6 protein-coding genes and 1 CRISPR repeat array (1 of these 7 cut by a window edge) are annotated in these 18,207 nt (G+C 67.2%); of the genes, 4 read left to right on the forward strand and 2 right to left on the reverse strand.

Annotation, left to right across the window (positions count from 1 at the left end):
- Positions 1 to 10 precede the first annotated feature (10 nt).
- From NQ038_RS01065 to NQ038_RS01075, 3 genes are read left to right on the forward strand one after another with little or no spacing between them, the layout of a single operon-like run.
- Positions 11 to 1,210, forward strand: a complete 1,200-nt coding sequence (locus NQ038_RS01065; RefSeq protein ID WP_257061509.1) for a M20/M25/M40 family metallo-hydrolase — start codon at positions 11 to 13, stop codon at positions 1,208 to 1,210.
- Positions 1,211 to 1,221: 11 nt separating this feature from the next.
- A complete protein-coding gene (locus NQ038_RS01070) occupies positions 1,222 to 2,100 on the forward strand; it encodes an amino acid ABC transporter permease (RefSeq protein WP_257058732.1) in 879 nt (292 codons plus the stop codon).
- Positions 2,097 to 2,870: an amino acid ABC transporter ATP-binding protein gene (locus tag NQ038_RS01075; RefSeq protein ID WP_306427584.1), complete on the forward strand. Its 774-nt coding sequence runs from the start codon at positions 2,097 to 2,099 to the stop codon at positions 2,868 to 2,870. Before NQ038_RS01070 ends, NQ038_RS01075 begins: the two co-directional genes overlap by 4 nt.
- Before the next feature lie 99 nt (positions 2,871 to 2,969).
- Here NQ038_RS01075 and NQ038_RS01080 read toward each other — a convergent pair whose 3' ends face one another.
- Positions 2,970 to 4,922 carry a gamma-glutamyltransferase family protein gene (locus NQ038_RS01080; RefSeq protein ID WP_257061512.1) on the reverse strand — a complete coding sequence of 651 codons (1,953 nt, stop codon included), beginning with the start codon at positions 4,920 to 4,922 and terminating at the stop codon, positions 2,970 to 2,972.
- A 144-nt stretch (positions 4,923 to 5,066) separates the two neighbouring features.
- On the opposite strand from NQ038_RS01080, the gene NQ038_RS01085 reads away from it, so the two are divergent.
- Positions 5,067 to 5,612 carry a type 1 glutamine amidotransferase domain-containing protein gene (locus tag NQ038_RS01085; RefSeq protein WP_257061513.1) on the forward strand — a complete coding sequence of 182 codons (546 nt, stop codon included), beginning with the start codon at positions 5,067 to 5,069 and terminating at the stop codon, positions 5,610 to 5,612.
- 232 nt (positions 5,613 to 5,844) lie between these two features.
- On the opposite strand, the gene NQ038_RS01090 is transcribed toward NQ038_RS01085, so the two are convergent.
- Positions 5,845 to 6,165, reverse strand: a complete 321-nt coding sequence (locus tag NQ038_RS01090) for a hypothetical protein (RefSeq protein WP_257061515.1) — start codon at positions 6,163 to 6,165, stop codon at positions 5,845 to 5,847.
- A gap of 12 nt (positions 6,166 to 6,177) precedes the next feature.
- A CRISPR array of direct repeats spans positions 6,178 to 18,207; the repeat unit is 28 nt; unit sequence GGATCATCCCCGCTGGCGCGGAGGCAAC (it continues 207 nt past the right edge of the window).

Here is an 18,207-nt window from a genome sequence, read left to right on the forward strand (position 1 = left end):
GGGGGAGCCGATGACCGAAACGAATCCGGCAGCACTGCCCGAGGTCGCCACTGAGCTGACCGCGATCGCGCAGCGCGAACCGCAGACCCTGGCCCAACAGATCGCGTTGAGCGAGATCCCAGCGCCCTCCTTCGCAGAGGGCCCCCGCGCCCAGGAGTTCGCCCGCCTGTTGGCCGCGGCCGGGGTGCACGACATCGAAATCGACGCATCCCACAATGTGATCGGCCGGCTGGGTCCGGCGGACACCAAGCTGCTGCTGACCGGCCACCTGGACACCGTGTTCGACCAGGACACGGATGTGCACGTGACGACCGATGAGGCCGGCGTGCTGCACGGGGCGGGCATCTGCGATGATGCCCGCGGCCTGGCCGCGGTGCTCAGCGCCGCCAAATCCCTGGCCGCCCTGGAGGACGGCCTGGAGACGGGCATCCTGATCGGCGCGAACGTGCTGGAGGAGGGAAAGGGCAACCTGGGCGGGATCACCGGCCTGCTCGACACCCTGGCCGGGCGCTTCGAGGCCTTCATCACCGTCGACGGCGCGAATCCCGAACGCATTGTGACGATCGGGCCGGCCTGCCACAGCTTCCTCGTGACCTTCACCGGCCCCGGCGGACACGCCTACGGGGATGCCGGCCGGGTCTCCGCCGTGCACGCGGCCGGCAGGGCCACCGTGGCCGTTGCCGACCTCGAGGTCGCAGCCGTTCCGAAGACCATTGTCAACGTGGGTGCGATCCGCGGCGGGGTCACGGAGACCTCGATCGCCTACCAGTGCACGGTGGAGATCGACATGCGCAGCGATGAACAGCCCGTGCTCGACGACCTCGTCGCCCGGGTGCGCCAGGCGATCGAAGCGGCAGTGGCCGTGGAGAACGACCGGGCGGACACCTCGGCCGGGGAGATCACCTATGAGATCGCCACGACCTGCGACATCCCCGGCGGCACCCTGCCCGAGGACGCGGAACTGGGCCGGGCGGCACTGGCCGGCTACGGCGCGGTGGGCCTGGAGCCCTACCTGGGGGCCGCTGCGACCACGGATGCGAACGTGCCGCTGAGCCGCGGCATCCCCGCCCTGTGCGTGGGCGGCGGCGGCGCGGCCGGGAACAACCATTCGACGAATGAGTACTTCGACCCGACCGACAGTCATCTGGGGCCGCAGGGCATCCTGTTGACCGCTCTGAGCTTCGCGGGATACCGCGCAGAGACCGTCTGAGGAGGGACACGATGGCATTTCCCGCCTCATGGCGCACACCCCGGCAGAAGGACGGGGTGGATCTGATCAATGCGCGTCCCGTCCGCCACCCGTGGCGGTACGTGATCGCGATCGTCATCCTCTACATCGCGGTGTGCGTGGTCGACGGCTTCCGCACCAATGAGAACTTCCACTGGGACGTCGTCGGGGAGTACCTGTTCGACCGGATGGTCATCAAGGCGCTGGGCTGGACCCTGCTGCTGACCGTCGTCGCGATGGCCCTGGGCATCGTCCTGGCGGTGGCGCTGGCGCTGATGCGGCAGTCGGCGAACCCGTTGGCCAAATGGGTGGCGAACCTGTGGATCTGGTTCTTCCGCGGCACACCCGTGTACACGCAGCTGCTGTTCTGGGGCCTGGTCGCGACCCTGTACCCCACGTTCACGATCGGCCTGCCGTTCGGCGGACCCACCTTCGTGTCCTTCGAGACGCAGAAGTTCTACTCGGCCGCCGTGGCCGCGATCCTGGGCCTGGGCCTGAACGAATCGGCGTACCTGGCGGAGATCTTCCGCGCGGGCTTCCAGTCCCTGCCCAAGGGGCAGTTCGAGGCCGCGGCCGCGCTGGGCCTGCCGCGGCGCCGCACCATGTGGAATGTGATCCTGCCGCAGGCCATGCGCGTGATCATCCCGCCGACGGGCAATGAGCTCATCGGCATGCTCAAGTCCACCTCGCTGGTGTTGGCCGTGCCGTTCACGTTCGAACTGACGTACGTGACGAACTCCGTGGCCAACCGCCTGTACCTGCCCGTGCCGATGCTCATGGTCGCGGCGATCTGGTACATCATCATCACCTCCGTGCTGATGGTCGGTCAGCACTTCCTGGAGAAGAAGTTCGGAAAGGGCGTGTCCGTATGAGCGGGGCTGAGAAGATGGTCGAGCTCAAGGGCGTGCACAAGTTCTTCGGCGAGCACCATGTGCTGCAGGGCATCGACCTTGCGGTGGCACCCGGCGAGGTCGTCACCCTGATCGGGCCTTCGGGCTCCGGCAAGTCGACGGTGCTGCGCTCGATCAACCTGTTGGAGCACGTGGAGGCCGGCGAGATCTACGTCGACGGCCAGCGGATGGGCTACAAGACGTTGGCCGATGGGACCCTGGCGGAGCTGACCGATTCGGAGATCGCCCAGCAACGGCGGCCGATCGGCATGGTGTTCCAGCGCTTCAACCTGTTCCCGCACCTGACGGTGTTGAAGAACGTGGAGCTCTCCCCGCGGCTGACGCAGAAGCGCAAACCGCGTGAACTCCGCGAGCAGGCGCTGGCCCTGTTGGAGCGGGTGGGTCTGGCCGACAAGGCCGAGGCCTATCCCGAACAGCTGTCCGGCGGGCAGCAGCAGCGCGTGGCGATAGCCAGGGCACTGGCGCTGAATCCGGACCTTATGCTGTTCGACGAGCCGACCAGCGCGCTGGACCCGGAATTGGTGGGCGATGTCCTGGAGGTCATCCGGGAACTGGCGGCCGACGGCATGACGATGCTCATCGTCACGCACGAGATCGGCTTCGCCCGCAGCATTTCGGACAAGGTGTTGTTCATGGACGGCGGTGTGATCCAGGAGCAGGGCAAGCCCGCCGATGTGATCGGCAATCCGCAGAACCCCCGCACCCAGGAGTTCCTCTCCAAGGTGCTGTAGGGCTGCCCGGTTGGCATTCGCAAACACGCCTTTGGCACGGAAACACGTCACTATACAGACGTGTTTCCGTGCCAAAGGCGTGTTTAGGCGTCTTACAGCTCAGCGGCCCGCGGCGTAGCCCTGAGCACCACGTGGATTGGCCGCGGCCTGCAGGTCACCGGTGGCGGGATCGCGGGTGATGGCGGACAGCCTGCCCAGCGCCCAGTCTCCGGCGCACGTGACCCGGTGGCCCCGGGCGCGCAGGCCGTCGATGACCGCTTCGCCCAGCCGGTCCTCGACCACGGCCGAGGCCGGGTCCCAGGTCCGCGGATAGAACGAGGCCGGCATCGCGTTCGTGTGGAAGGCAGGCGCGTCGATCGCCTGCTGTGGTTCGTACTCGCCCACCAGCAGCCGCAGCACCAGGAGCAGCTGCCACTGATCTTGCTGGTCCCCACCCGGAGTGCCCAGCACGGCGACGGTCTGCCCGTCCTTCTGGATCAGCGTGGGGCTCAGCGTGGTGCGCGGCCGTTTGCCCGGCGTCAGAGCTGAGGGCGCTGATTCGTCCAGCCAGGTCATCTGCAGGCGGGTGCCCAGACAGAAGCCCAGACCCGGCACCGTGGGGGAGGACTGCAGCCAGCCGCCCGATGGCGTCGCCGAAATCGCATTGCCCCAACGGTCCACCACATCGATATGGCAGGTGTCGCCGCGGTGCGTGCCGTCGGCGGCGGTCTGCACTGCGGGGTCGTTCGTCTGCATGGTCGGTTCGCCCGAACCCTGGCCAGCACCCGGAGCATGGGCGGCGGCGTACTGTGCCCACTCGTCCGCGGTGATCAGGGGCGGCGCGAAGGCACTGCCGCCGGGCAGCAGGGACAGGAGCTCCGCGGGCAGGGTGCCAGGGCGGAACTCGGCACTGGCGGTATCGGTGATGAGCGCGCGGCGTTCGGCCGTGTACTCGTCGGAGAGCAGGTACTCCAGCACCCGGCCGGTGGCGTCCGTGTCCGCATCGCCGTAGTAGACGTCGCGGTCGGCCAGGACCAGTTTGAGGGTTTCCAGGATCGTGTGCGCGCCCAGTTCGCTCGACGGGTCGAGGTGGTCGTCGGGGAATCCGTCGAGGATCTTCAGAGCCTGCAAGAGGATGGGGCCCTGGCCCCAGGCGCCGATCTTGGAGACCGTGTAGCCGCGGAACTCGACGCTGGCCGGGGCCTCGAAGGTGGAGCATTCGCGTGCCAGGTCAGCGGCGGTGATGACGCCGGCGTAGTCGCCGCCGTCGGCGTGGCGGTGCGGGGTCTTGACGAACTCGGCGATCGTCTGTGCGACCCGGCCGGTGTGCCACAGGTCGCGGGCGGCCTGGATGCGAGCGGCACGGGAGGTGGCCTCGGCCCCGGCGGAATCGGGCGCCGAGGCCGCGGCCAGTTCGCGCAGCACCTGCGCGTATTCGGGATTGCGCACGGTGGTGCCGGGCGCGGGGACCTGGCCGTCGGAAGTCAGCCACAGGTCCGCCGAGGACGGCCAGTGTTCGGTGAACAGGTCCTTGACCCTGGCGATGGTGGCGGTGGCCGAGGCGAGGATCGCATGTCCGTGTTCGGCGTAGTGGATCGCGTAGGCCAGGATGTCGGGCAGCTCCCAGCTGCCGTGGGTGATCAGCAGGTTCAGCCACATGTCGACCGAGGTGGGGATGGCCGCGGCCAGTGCGCCCGCGCCGGGCACGAAGTCCAGGCCGAGTGCCTTGTACGCCTCGACCGAGGCGCCGGCCGGTGCATCGCCCTGGCCCATCATGATCTGGGGTGCAGGGTGCGGTTCCGCGGCGGTGGGTGCGGTGGTGAGGACACCGGTCATGTCCCCTGCTGGGCCGTTGAGGTGCGGTTCGACCACGTGCAGGACGAAGGCGCCTGCGGCAGCGGCGTCGAAGGCGTTGCCCCCGCGTTCCAGCACGGACTGGGCGATGGCGGTGGCCAGCCAGTGGGTGGAGGCGGCCATACCGAAGGAGCCCTGCAGGCTGGGGCGTGTGGTGTGGGTGGCGGGTGGCGTGAACTGGGCGTTGGCGGGCGAGGCCAGTGCGTGGAAGAAACTCATGGTCAGAGCCTATAGGCAGGGTGTGACACGGGTGTGTCCGGTGTCACGATGTGGGTGGGGAATAGAGAATTCGGGGACCTTGCGTCTGTGGTGCGATGGGTGTTCCATGGTGGGACATACGAAACCGCGTGAAAGGAGTTCGTCATGGCAATCGCCGATAAGAAGGTGGCCTTCCTGCTGACCCGCGGGGTTGAAGAGGTCGAACTGACCGGACCGCTCAGTGCCGTGCGCGGGGCCGGAGCCCAGGCGGTTATCGTGTCGCCCTGGGACGACGGGCCGCTGACCGCGCTGAACAGTGATTGGCACAAGGGTGAGGACTTCGAGGTCGACGTGCCCGTGATCGCCGCGAAAGCGGAGGACTACGACATGCTGGTCATGCCGGGCGGCACGCTCAATGTGGACAATTTGCGGACCTCGGCACCGGCGGTGGAGTTCGTCAAGGCGTTCTTTGAGGCCGGAAAGCCGGTGGCCGCGATCTGCCACGCGCCGTGGATGCTGGCCGAGGCTAAGCTGGCGCAGGGCCGGACGCTGACCAGCTACCACTCGATCAAGCAGGACCTGCTCAACGCCGGGGCCAACTGGGTGGACCAGGAGCTGGTGCGCGACGGCAACCTCATCACCTCGCGGAGCCCCGACGACCTGGCGGTCTTCGATAAGGCCATCGTCCAGGAGCTCGAGTCGCTGGGGTGATGGGGTTGGTTGTGGGGTGACGCTTGAGAGAGCCTCGGCCGCGGGAGTTCCCGTGGCCGAGGTTTTTGGTGGGTGGGTATCCCCGCTGGCGCGGAGGCGGCGCGGCCAGCAAAGTCGCTGAGATCATTACCCATGGATCATCCCCGCTGGAGCGGGGCAGACAAAATCGACCGGGGCAACGAAGAGGAATCAGACAACGACGATCCCAATGGAACGTTGACCTACCTGAAGTTCAGTCATAAGTACGGGCAGACCTACGAAGTTCGCTGAGGATTTGTTCTAGCTTTCGGATGATGATTCCGCTGACGATCAACCCGATCGAGAACAACATCATTCCGATGCTGGGTTCGCCCGACGTTGACACTCCGATGATCGTCAACGCGATGCCGACGAGTCCGAGTGTCGTTATGACGCGCCCGGACCACATTTCCCGGGAGCGTTTGGCCCGTGCCTGTTTTGGCACTTTGCCTCGTCCTGGCGCTTGTGTGGCTTCGGTGCGTTCCTGCCTGCGCTGTGCCCGTTGACCCGCCTTGCGTGTTGCGCTTGTATCCATACCTTTGATTATGGATTATCCCCGCTGGCGCGGAGGCAACGACCGCGGCGATCCGGAAGAGTCTCAAGATCCAGGATCATCCCCGCTGGCGCGGAGGCAACTGGACCTACGAGCAGGCCTATAACGCCGGCCTGGGATCATCCCCGCTGGCGCGGAGGCAACCATGAAGTCGCTCTCCCGGATCGCGTGGAAGCAGGATCATCCCCGCTGGCGCGGAGGCAACTCATAGACGTTCGGGATGAACGAGCCCATGCCCGGATCATCCCCGCTGGCGCGGAGGCAACATCATCGAGACCGCGCTGCCGCCGTTGTCCCACGGATCATCCCCGCTGGCGCGGAGGCAACGCCTGACCCCGATGCAGTCCATGGCCCAGGTCGGGATCATCCCCGCTGGCGCGGAGGCAACTAGCCAGCCGCCTTCCGTCTAGCGGCCAGCCGCGAATCATCCCCGCTGGCGCGGAGGCAACTCGCCCCAGTAGTGAATGGTGATCCCGGTGGGCGGATCATCCCCGCTGGCGCGGAGGCAACCGTCGAGACGTTCGAGGAGGGCGCGGACGGCTAGGATCATCCCCGCTGGCGCGGAGGCAACGACCGGGGCGACGCTAAACCTGCCAGTTGGGAGGGATCATCCCCGCTGGCGCGGAGGCAACGCCTAGCCCGGATGGCGGCCGCCGCACACGCCCGGATCATCCCCGCTGGCGCGGAGGCAACCACCACCCCACGCGACCTCACCCGCCGCGTCCAGGATCATCCCCGCTGGCGCGGAGGCAACCCGAACCTCGGCCTGGGCGCCAACATCGAATCGGGATCATCCCCGCTGGCGCGGAGGCAACACGCCACCGCGTCCCACGGACCCCGGAGAGGTGGGATCATCCCCGCTGGCGCGGAGGCAACGTGCCGACGGCGTTCAGCGCCGGGCGGAGGACGGGATCATCCCCGCTGGCGCGGAGGCAACACTGCTTGCCGTTCGTACTTGCGAGCTCTGCCCGGATCATCCCCGCTGGCGCGGAGGCAACACCCTCGACGGCCTCAAGGTGTCGAAGGACGTCGGATCATCCCCGCTGGCGCGGAGGCAACTTAATCTTTGTCCTGATCCGCATGGCTCAGACGGGATCATCCCCGCTGGCGCGGAGGCAACAAGCCCATGGACTACGGGCGCAAGCCCGCGAGCGGATCATCCCCGCTGGCGCGGAGGCAACAAGCCCATGGACTACGGGCGCAAGCCCGCGAGCGGATCATCCCCGCTGGCGCGGAGGCAACGCTACACGTCTACCGCCCCGCGATGTGCGGGACGGATCATCCCCGCTGGCGCGGAGGCAACCGAAGGATAGGAAAAGCCCGTGTTATCACAGCGGGATCATCCCCGCTGGCGCGGAGGCAACTAGAGGTCGAATCCGTCGACGACCATGCGGCGGGGATCATCCCCGCTGGCGCGGAGGCAACTAGAGGTCGAATCCGTCGACGACCATGCGGCGGGGATCATCCCCGCTGGCGCGGAGGCAACGCGTCTCCGATGGGCTTCATCATCGGTGCGAGCGGATCATCCCCGCTGGCGCGGAGGCAACTCGGCGGGGGGGCCGGTATCCGGCGGGTATCGTGGGATCATCCCCGCTGGCGCGGAGGCAACCCGTTGCCGGGCCGTGGTGGCCATAGCTCTCCAGGATCATCCCCGCTGGCGCGGAGGCAACCTCGGACCGGTACTGGATATCTGCCCACATGACGGATCATCCCCGCTGGCGCGGAGGCAACTCTCCACGCCGAGCTGGCGGACGGGATTGCAGAGGATCATCCCCGCTGGCGCGGAGGCAACGCATATTTAGCGAGGCGTCGATTCGAGAACCCCGGATCATCCCAGCTGGCGCGGAGGCAACTGGGTGCCGCCTAGACGCTGGCCGGGCTGCGTAGGATCATCCCCGCTGGCGCGGAGGCAACAGCCCACTGGCACGTCGGCGGCCGTGGGCGCCAGGATCATCCCCGCTGGCGCGGAGGCAACTGGTTGGCGAGTGTGTCGAGGATCCGTCGGCGCGGATCATCCCCGCTGGCGCGGAGGCAACTAGCCGCGTTCGCTGGGCTTCGCGTGCATGAGAGGATCATCCCCGCTGGCGCGGAGGCAACGCTATCCGCTGCCCTGCTCGAACACGTCAACCAGGATCATCCCCGCTGGCGCGGAGGCAACATATGCCAGCGCGCTACGGGTGCGACTAAATGGGGATCATCCCCGCTGGCGCGGAGGCAACCGCCGCCTGGTTCGCCTGGTAGCGCTTCGCCAGGGATCATCCCCGCTGGCGCGGAGGCAACCACGCCGGCAGCACGCAGGGCAACGGTGCGACGAGGATCATCCCCGCTGGCGCGGAGGCAACGCCAGGTTCGGGCTCTTGAGTAGTCCGTCATGCGGATCATCCCCGCTGGCGCGGAGGCAACTCCCGCGTCTCGCGGGGTGACGCTACGCCGGCGGGATCATCCCCGCTGGCGCGGAGGCAACCGTAGTTAGCCCATCCAGATGCCCATGACACCGGGATCATCCCCGCTGGCGCGGAGGCAACCGCGAATGGGCTCTCGCCGCGTAGCACGTTCACGGATCATCCCCGCTGGCGCGGAGGCAACCTGTCCCGCTCGTCCGACTCGCGTTTGAGATGCGGATCACCCCCGCTGGCGCGGAGGCAACTACACGGCCCCAGCATGGAAGGTCGCCGCGGTAGGATCATCCCCGCTGGCGCGGAGGCAACGGGGCCACATCACAGGTCGCCAACGAGCAAGTGGGATCATCCCCGCTGGCGCGGAGGCAACCCCACCGGTTCCGTCCTGGTGTCCGAAGCGCAGGGATCATCCCCGCTGGCGCGGAGGCAACCATAGTGCAGACTCCAAGACGGTTAGGGTTGGCGGATCATCCCCGCTGGCGCGGAGGCAACACGGAATCGAGCGCGGGGCGGGCCATTTCCCGCGGATCATCCCCGCTGGCGCGGAGGCAACAGCGTCGAGGTAAGGCGTCCGAATACAGATGTAGGATCATCCCCGCTGGCGCGGAGGCAACCAGGGATTCCAGGGCGACGATACCCAACCGCCGGGATCATCCCCGCTGGCGCGGAGGCAACCGATTGCTCTTGATGCCTATCACGTCTGGCTTGGGATCATCCCCGCTGGCGCGGAGGCAACGGTTCAGAAGAGACCAAGGTATGGAAAGGAGACGGATCATCCCCGCTGGCGCGGAGGCAACTGGTCGATGCAGCAGCAGCGTTCGCTGCCGAACGGATCATCCCCGCTGGCGCGGAGGCAACGCGGCGCAGATCATGCGCCACCGGTCGTGGAGCTGGATCATCCCCGCTGGCGCGGAGGCAACTACTTGACCTTATGCCGGAATATAAGCGCGGCCGGATCATCCCCGCTGGCGCGGAGGCAACGATCCGCCGCTGCCACACATCCAGGGCCGAGGCGGATCATCCCCGCTGGCGCGGAGGCAACCCCTGCAATGAAATCAACCCGGTCAACGAGTTCGGATCATCCCCGCTGGCGCGGAGGCAACTGCTGGACGCGATTGGAGACTCCGGTGACGCCGGGATCATCCCCGCTGGCGCGGAGGCAACTGCGTGGGGTCGTATCCTCTGCCGATCAAAGCCGGATCATCCCCGCTGGCGCGGAGGCAACTCGTCTCCCGTGATCGGCTTGGACGCTGCCGTGGGATCATCCCCGCTGGCGCGGAGGCAACCGCGGGTCGGTAGCTCGCACGAACGGATCAGAAGGATCATCCCCGCTGGCGCGGAGGCAACGCAGTCGGTGGTATCAACTGGGCGGTCAACAAGGGATCATCCCCGCTGGCGCGGAGGCAACCAGAGATCGGCCTGTCCGCGGTGGCCGGTGGCGGGATCATCCCCGCTGGCGCGGAGGCAACTTGGTAATCTGCCGAGTATCGGCGCCGGCAGCCGGATCATCCCCGCTGGCGCGGAGGCAACCGTGGCGCAGTCTGGGGTTTTTGGCGATAGACAGGATCATCCCCGCTGGCGCGGAGGCAACCCGGGTCATACGCCGGGCCGGGACATTTACACGTGGATCATCCCCGCTGGCGCGGAGGCAACCACCGGACGCTGTTGATCACAATGTCCGTGCAGGGATCATCCCCGCTGGCGCGGAGGCAACCCGGGTGGCGGTGATTCCGGCCTGGTAGGCGTCGGATCATCCCCGCTGGCGCGGAGGCAACGTGTGGCTCATGGTCGGCCTGTACGACGTGGAGGGATCATCCCCGCTGGCGCGGAGGCAACGCCTCTTGACAAAGGTGACGACCGGGATCGGCAGGATCATCCCCGCTGGCGCGGAGGCAACTTAGTTGCGATCTCCGGAGGCGTCACGTACGGGGGATCATCCCCGCTGGCGCGGAGGCAACCAGCTGTTCTTCACCTCGCCCGTCCGCAAAGTGGGATCATCCCCGCTGGCGCGGAGGCAACGTCAGTCACTGGCGTGCTTCTTTCGGTAGGGCGGGATCATCCCCGCTGGCGCGGAGGCAACTTGCTGGCTCTGCCGCTGGTTTCTCGCATCCAGGGATCATCCCCGCTGGCGCGGAGGCAACCCCGTAGCGGACGACGTGCCGCCCGTGGACTTGGGATCATCCCCGCTGGCGCGGAGGCAACGTATTGGGCGATGCTGGCGGCGTAGTCGAGCTGGGGATCATCCCCGCTGGCGCGGAGGCAACATGGCTCCGCTGGGGCAGAAGGCCGCGGGCGCGGGATCATCCCCGCTGGCGCGGAGGCAACTGCGTGGGGTCGTATCCTCTGCCGATCAAAGCCGGATCATCCCCGCTGGCGCGGAGGCAACGGATCGGACTGGCTGCCGTGATGCCACCCCACCGGATCATCCCCGCTGGCGCGGAGGCAACTCGGGTATTTGCCGCCATAGAAAGCATCGTTGTAGGATCATCCCCGCTGGCGCGGAGGCAACCTTCGACTCGCCCTAGGAATCCCTGCCGGACAGGGATCATCCCCGCTGGCGCGGAGGCAACGCGCCGTAATCGCGGAACCCCTCGGGGTTAATGGGATCATCCCCGCTGGCGCGGAGGCAACTCGCCATGTCATCCACTCTCGCCCACGAGGCGGGGATCATCCCCGCTGGCGCGGAGGCAACGGCCTGCAGGCTATTACGTCGGCAGGTGGACGGGGATCATCCCCGCTGGCGCGGAGGCAACTATTCTTGAAGATTCCATGGCAGCTCCATCGGCGGATCATCCCCGCTGGCGCGGAGGCAACTATTCTTGAAGATTCCATGGCAGCTCCATCGGCGGATCATCCCCGCTGGCGCGGAGGCAACGTGAGGATCGCACGAACGGCAAGGGTGACCCTAGGATCATCCCCGCTGGCGCGGAGGCAACCCACCGTCAAGGAGAAGGAGAGCTTGGCTGCTGGGATCATCCCCGCTGGCGCGGAGGCAACGCGGCCAGGTATTCCCGGTCGCCCACGCGGGCCGGATCATCCCCGCTGGCGCGGAGGCAACTCGATATAACCACACCGGCCATCTTCCCCGCCGGGATCATCCCCGCTGGCGCGGAGGCAACTTGCCCTCGTGCGAGGCAATCGCGAAGTGGCGCGGATCATCCCCGCTGGCGCGGAGGCAACTTTACGGACGGGAAGGTGGTCCGGTTGTCGCCGGGATCATCCCCGCTGGCGCGGAGGCAACCAGACTGGGATGCAGGGCGAGACGAAAGCCTCCGGATCATCCCCGCTGGCGCGGAGGCAACTCACTGCCGTAGTTGAGCAGGCCGTTGGGCACAGGATCATCCCCGCTGGCGCGGAGGCAACTCAACGTCCTGCACGCGGCCCTTGGCGGCTGCCGGATCATCCCCGCTGGCGCGGAGGCAACAGTGATTCTCATGTGGGACGGTTTCCTTTCTACGGATCATCCCCGCTGGCGCGGAGGCAACCGCGGTCAGGTCCACCTTTTCGAGGACGATTCGGGATCATCCCCGCTGGCGCGGAGGCAACGAGTCGAGGGATTCGACGGCAGCCTTGACGTTCGGATCATCCCCGCTGGCGCGGAGGCAACGCGGGCTTCCAGCCGGGCTTGCAGGGGTCCGCGTGGATCATCCCCGCTGGCGCGGAGGCAACTCCACCTCCTGCAGGCTCTTAACTCCGGAGGTCGGATCATCCCCGCTGGCGCGGAGGCAACCTCGACAAGCTGGCGCGAGCCCTCGGAGACGCCGGATCATCCCCGCTGGCGCGGAGGCAACTCGTGGTCCTACGAGGAAGCCGCCAAGATCATGGGATCATCCCCGCTGGCGCGGAGGCAACCGCACCGGCGATGCGAAAGCCGTCATCTCCGGGGGATCATCCCCGCTGGCGCGGAGGCAACCGCTCGGATCGCTCATCCCACTGCGCAGCGATCGGATCATCCCCGCTGGCGCGGAGGCAACTTGATCGCCTCAGGCGTCAGGCGCGGCTCCGTCGGATCATCCCCGCTGGCGCGGAGGCAACTCCGGCACGCCCTCGGTGAAAGACACCCGGAAAGGATCATCCCCGCTGGCGCGGAGGCAACCGCAGCCGCAGGTGATTGCGCCGTACTCGTCCGGGATCATCCCCGCTGGCGCGGAGGCAACTGTCCAGGGTGTTTCCGGGCGGGACGGGAGCGGGGATCATCCCCGCTGGCGCGGAGGCAACGGTTTGGAAGTATGCGCTCCAGTCCGTGGGGCCGGATCATCCCCGCTGGCGCGGAGGCAACGCCTCCAGTCTGGAAAGACATACACGGCAGGTGGGATCATCCCCGCTGGCGCGGAGGCAACCCATCGTCTGCCCCTACGACCCCACGACGGGCGGGATCATCCCCGCTGGCGCGGAGGCAACCCACTCAACAATTTCTAGGCCCGTCTAGGGCCGGGATCATCCCCGCTGGCGCGGAGGCAACCCTGAGCGGCAGCGTATTGGTGGCCCGGTCCTGGGATCATCCCCGCTGGCGCGGAGGCAACGGCGGGTGGTTACGCCTTGGCGCGTTCCATCAGGGATCATCCCCGCTGGCGCGGAGGCAACCCTCGAATTCCACGGCCCGGTGTCTCAACCAGGGGATCATCCCCGCTGGCGCGGAGGCAACAAGCGTGCCGCTCAGATGCAGGCCGAGTTCGACGGATCATCCCCGCTGGCGCGGAGGCAACGCTGTCGAGCTGCTGATCGCCGATGGTTGGCCGGGATCATCCCCGCTGGCGCGGAGGCAACATGTGTCTGGTTGCGGGTCTGTCGAGAGACGCCGGATCATCCCCGCTGGCGCGGAGGCAACGCTCACTGATGTTCTCCGTTCAATCCTGCAGCCGGATCATCCCCGCTGGCGCGGAGGCAACTGCGGTGAAGTGAATAACATCACCTGCTTTTACGGATCATCCCCGCTGGCGCGGAGGCAACACGACTCCACCTGTATTGCGACCCGACAGTGCGGGATCATCCCCGCTGGCGCGGAGGCAACGGACGACGAGGACGCAGGGCATGTAGATACGTCGGATCATCCCCGCTGGCGCGGAGGCAACAGGAGGCCGGCCTGCAGGAGGTTTTTCAGGGCGGGATCATCCCCGCTGGCGCGGAGGCAACACTCTCGCCCACGGCGGCTGGAACAACCGCGCGGGATCATCCCCGCTGGCGCGGAGGCAACGCTGATGCATGGCAGGAGCTGGGACCGGTCCAGGGATCATCCCCGCTGGCGCGGAGGCAACTCTTTGATGGTGGCGACGTTGACGTTGACGATGGGATCATCCCCGCTGGCGCGGAGGCAACTTCCAATCCATCGGCGACTACCTCGGCCAAGGCGGATCATCCCCGCTGGCGCGGAGGCAACGCGTTCTCCAACATGTGGGCCGCCGTCGGCCGCGGATCATCCCCGCTGGCGCGGAGGCAACCGGGCTGCGTTGGGTCGGGCTCATCACAACCTGGGATCATCCCCGCTGGCGCGGAGGCAACCGAACCTTCCCGATATTGCCCTTGAATCCGACGGGATCATCCCCGCTGGCGCGGAGGCAACCTATGTTTTGTGTCGGGAATTACTTATCCGTGGGGATCATCCCCGCTGGCGCGGAGGCAACCGATATGCCGTCGTCAGTTCCGGCGTCGTCTGCGGATCATCCCCGCTGGCGCGGAGGCAACGTGGCCCGACATCACCGCCGGCCAGATCATCGAGGATCATCCCCGCTGGCGCGGAGGCAACTCCACGCCCTCCACCTCGTTGCGCTTGAGGAGCGGATCATCCCCGCTGGCGCGGAGGCAACAGTGCCCAGCACTGCCCGTCCTGCCACGAAACGGGATCATCCCCGCTGGCGCGGAGGCAACCCTAGCGTCGGGTCATACAACGCCGTAATGTTCGGATCATCCCCGCTGGCGCGGAGGCAACTTCCCATGGGAAAGATATGCCGTGCTTGACACCGGATCATCCCCGCTGGCGCGGAGGCAACTCCGGATCGATCCACCAGCCGACAGCGTTACAGGGATCATCCCCGCTGGCGCGGAGGCAACACAGCTTGCGCAAGCACTCGTTGAATGTAGGCAGGATCATCCCCGCTGGCGCGGAGGCAACGCGCTCAACCTGTTCAATACGCAGATCGGGCAGGGATCATCCCCGCTGGCGCGGAGGCAACTCTCGCTGGGAGCCGCCGTTGCCTGGGCTAGTGGGATCATCCCCGCTGGCGCGGAGGCAACAGGACGACCCGGTCGATGCGCGGGTTGGTGGCGGGATCATCCCCGCTGGCGCGGAGGCAACCCGAAGGTATCGAAGAAACCGAGGGGCAAGAGGGGATCATCCCCGCTGGCGCGGAGGCAACCCGGTCAGGGTTGGCGAACGCCCACGGCAGAGACGGATCATCCCCGCTGGCGCGGAGGCAACCCGGCCCGCACGGTCGCCCTCCCGGCGCCACAGGGATCATCCCCGCTGGCGCGGAGGCAACCCGACCACTGCAGTCCCGATAAACGTCAGGCTGGGATCATCCCCGCTGGCGCGGAGGCAACGACGCCGAGCTGCTAGCTGAGATTGCCCGCCGGGGATCATCCCCGCTGGCGCGGAGGCAACTCGGCCCTGAAAATCCACTCACCATCCCGAGTGGGATCATCCCCGCTGGCGCGGAGGCAACCTGGGTGCGATCTTCCTCAGCCCGGTGGCGAGCGGATCATCCCCGCTGGCGCGGAGGCAACCCAGGGCCGGCCCATCGGCTCGCCCTTGCCGTAGGATCATCCCCGCTGGCGCGGAGGCAACCTGACCGAGGTCGACAAGCCGCAGGTCATCGCGGGATCATCCCCGCTGGCGCGGAGGCAACCCGTGCCCGTTGACCGCGGTCGTCACCTCGGGGGGATCATCCCCGCTGGCGCGGAGGCAACTGCGGCCGTCGCAATGGAGCTACTGGGCTGTCGGGATCATCCCCGCTGGCGCGGAGGCAACCTTGGAGCCGGCCGCGGCCGGTGCACGCTGAAAGGATCATCCCCGCTGGCGCGGAGGCAACGGGAAGATGGCCGGTGTGGTTATATCGAGGTCAGGATCATCCCCGCTGGCGCGGAGGCAACGTCCAGTTGCAAGCGAACCTGGGCGGGATGCGGGGATCATCCCCGCTGGCGCGGAGGCAACTTCAGCGGCGCCGCCGCCAACGTCAAGAACACGGGATCATCCCCGCTGGCGCGGAGGCAACCTGAGTGAAGCCGTCCGTCATATCCTTGGACGCCGGATCATCCCCGCTGGCGCGGAGGCAACGCGGAGGCGTTGAGCATGGCTCACCACAACCTGGGATCATCCCCGCTGGCGCGGAGGCAACCCGAACAGGATCGCCGCGGCGGCCTCCTGCGGCGGATCATCCCCGCTGGCGCGGAGGCAACCGTAGGATATTGACTCGTTGTGGGGTCGTCAGCGGATCATCCCCGCTGGCGCGGAGGCAACGGTAGGGCGAGGTTACCCGTGTAGTTCCCGACGGGATCATCCCCGCTGGCGCGGAGGCAACTCCGATGGGCACGTGGACGCAGTGTTCGCAGCCGGATCATCCCCGCTGGCGCGGAGGCAACCGCGCTGGGGTGGACCCGGAGGCCGACTATCACGGATCATCCCCGCTGGCGCGGAGGCAACGACAAGTTCGCCCGCCGTACCACGGTGCGGGACGGATCATCCCCGCTGGCGCGGAGGCAACAGGCGGGATGGTCGATTAGCCCTTACTGAATCCGGATCATCCCCGCTGGCGCGGAGGCAACTTGCCGAAGATGCCCAGCACCCGGTTGAGGTTGGGATCATCCCCGCTGGCGCGGAGGCAACGTAGGCACACGCCCAGGCCCAGAACCGTCTCCGGGATCATCCCCGCTGGCGCGGAGGCAACAGCAGTGCCGGTGTCGCGATCTGCTTTCAGTGGGGATCATCCCCGCTGGCGCGGAGGCAACCCCGTACTCAATAGCCATACTGCACCCCTCATCGGATCATCCCCGCTGGCGCGGAGGCAACATGAACCCGAAGGATGCCGCATTTGCTGCCATGGGATCATCCCCGCTGGCGCGGAGGCAACAACGACACCGACGCCAGACGGTTTGGCCGCGACGGATCATCCCCGCTGGCGCGGAGGCAACTTCTTCGCAGCAGCATCCGAAGCCTTCGCAGACGGATCATCCCCGCTGGCGCGGAGGCAACGTCGGTGATGGTTACCGATCTCAGCGAACCGGAGGATCATCCCCGCTGGCGCGGAGGCAACATCGCGGGCTTGGATATCAGGGACAAGTCAACCGGATCATCCCCGCTGGCGCGGAGGCAACACACGGATTTCCACTCAGCAAACTGCGTGGCAGGGATCATCCCCGCTGGCGCGGAGGCAACTAAGAGCGAGCAATGATCACAAAGCTGAGAGAAGGATCATCCCCGCTGGCGCGGAGGCAACGCCGTCTACATGCACCCGAAGCCTGATGATCCGGGATCATCCCCGCTGGCGCGGAGGCAACTCTCGCTTATAGACGATATTGCCGTCTTTGTCCGGATCATCCCCGCTGGCGCGGAGGCAACGGATTCGTAGCCGACCGTGCGCCATGCCCGTACGGATCATCCCCGCTGGCGCGGAGGCAACTCTGTCTTGTGTCAGGCTTTACGTTACCAAGTGGGATCATCCCCGCTGGCGCGGAGGCAACCAATCAGCAAACTACAGAACCTCGCTGATCAACGGATCATCCCCGCTGGCGCGGAGGCAACGGGGCGTGAAAAAGGCCCCGGTGAAGGGGCCTCGGATCATCCCCGCTGGCGCGGAGGCAACTCCTTCAGGGCCGACGACTGCACCAGGCGCGGGGGATCATCCCCGCTGGCGCGGAGGCAACCGCGGTAACCGTGGCCTATGGACACGATACCCGGGATCATCCCCGCTGGCGCGGAGGCAACTCCAGCTCCGCCGGCGGACGCAGGGAATCATCGGGATCATCCCCGCTGGCGCGGAGGCAACGGCCTGGCCGGCTTCGAGGCTGGAGCGGCCGAGGGATCATCCCCGCTGGCGCGGAGGCAACGTGCTTCGGCTCGCTGGGTCATGACTGCCAGCCGGATCATCCCCGCTGGCGCGGAGGCAACGGCTAGGCGGGCTTTCCCGTAGGTGGCGTTGTGGGATCATCCCCGCTGGCGCGGAGGCAACAGCTACACGGCAGAGGACTTCGCTAAAGCGCGGGGATCATCCCCGCTGGCGCGGAGGCAACCAAGACTGCGGCCGCCGCTACCGCCATGATTCGGGATCATCCCCGCTGGCGCGGAGGCAACGGCTGGTGGAGCCTGTCGGAAAACGCGGAGCACGGATCATCCCCGCTGGCGCGGAGGCAACCTCGCCGGCGGGGGATACCTCAGTGCCGATGACGGATCATCCCCGCTGGCGCGGAGGCAACGCCCACGCGGTGTCGTTCCAGCGTTTCGGCGTGGGATCATCCCCGCTGGCGCGGAGGCAACCGATGAGCAGGCGGACCCTGTCCACGTCAGTTGGGATCATCCCCGCTGGCGCGGAGGCAACGCCCATGAGCTGATCGTGTGATGCAGCGCCACCGGATCATCCCCGCTGGCGCGGAGGCAACCTCGACTACGGCACCAGCAAATGGCTCTCCCAAGGAT

Source organism: Brevibacterium sp. 50QC2O2, assembly GCF_024580675.1.
Lineage (GTDB): Bacteria > Actinomycetota > Actinomycetes > Actinomycetales > Brevibacteriaceae > Brevibacterium > Brevibacterium moorei.

Excerpts from the sequence above, each read along its gene's own strand:
- NQ038_RS01065 (WP_257061509.1), top strand. The coding sequence starts at position 11 with ATGACCGAAACGAATCCGGCAGCACTGCCCGAGGTCGCCACTGAGCTG.
- NQ038_RS01070 (WP_257058732.1), top strand. The coding sequence starts at position 1,222 with ATGGCATTTCCCGCCTCATGGCGCACACCCCGGCAGAAGGACGGGGTG.
- NQ038_RS01075 (WP_306427584.1), top strand. The coding sequence starts at position 2,097 with ATGAGCGGGGCTGAGAAGATGGTCGAGCTCAAGGGCGTGCACAAGTTC.
- NQ038_RS01080 (WP_257061512.1), bottom strand. The coding sequence starts at position 4,922 with ATGAGTTTCTTCCACGCACTGGCCTCGCCCGCCAACGCCCAGTTCACG.
- NQ038_RS01085 (WP_257061513.1), top strand. The coding sequence starts at position 5,067 with ATGGCAATCGCCGATAAGAAGGTGGCCTTCCTGCTGACCCGCGGGGTT.
- NQ038_RS01090 (WP_257061515.1), bottom strand. The coding sequence starts at position 6,165 with ATGGATACAAGCGCAACACGCAAGGCGGGTCAACGGGCACAGCGCAGG.